A 363-nucleotide genomic window follows, 5' to 3' on the forward strand; every position below is an offset into this window, starting at 1 on the left:
GACTACCTGGTTGATAGGTCAAAGGTGTAAGTACAGCAATGTATGTAGCTTATTGATACTAATAGATCGAGGACTTGACCAAGATTATTTGAGCAACGGGATAAATATGAATGCATATGAATATTTAGACGTTGGCGAAATGATCATAGGATTTTTAATCTGATAAATGTTATACAGTTTTTAGAGTATTAAAATATACGCTAGTGTGGCTCAACGGTAGAGCAGCTGACTTGTAATCAGCAGGTTGTAGGTTCGATTCCTATCACTAGCTCCAAATAAAGATTATGTGGTTATTATAGCAAAGAGGATACACCTGTTCCCATTCCGAACACAGAAGTTAAGCTCTTTAGCGCCGATGGTACT

Annotated in this window: 1 tRNA gene and 1 other annotated feature; the gene reads left to right on the plus strand. The window is 37.2% G+C overall.

Annotated features, from left to right (window positions below):
• Window positions 1-199: 199 nt before the first annotated feature.
• Window positions 200-274: transfer RNA gene (locus ATCC9714_RS16630), tRNA-Thr, on the plus strand.
• 11 nt (window positions 275-285) lie between these two features.
• Window positions 286-363: a sequence feature (5S ribosomal RNA rRNA prediction is too short), on the plus strand.

The organism is Paraclostridium sordellii (assembly GCF_000953675.1).
Lineage (GTDB): Bacteria > Bacillota > Clostridia > Peptostreptococcales > Peptostreptococcaceae > Paraclostridium > Paraclostridium sordellii.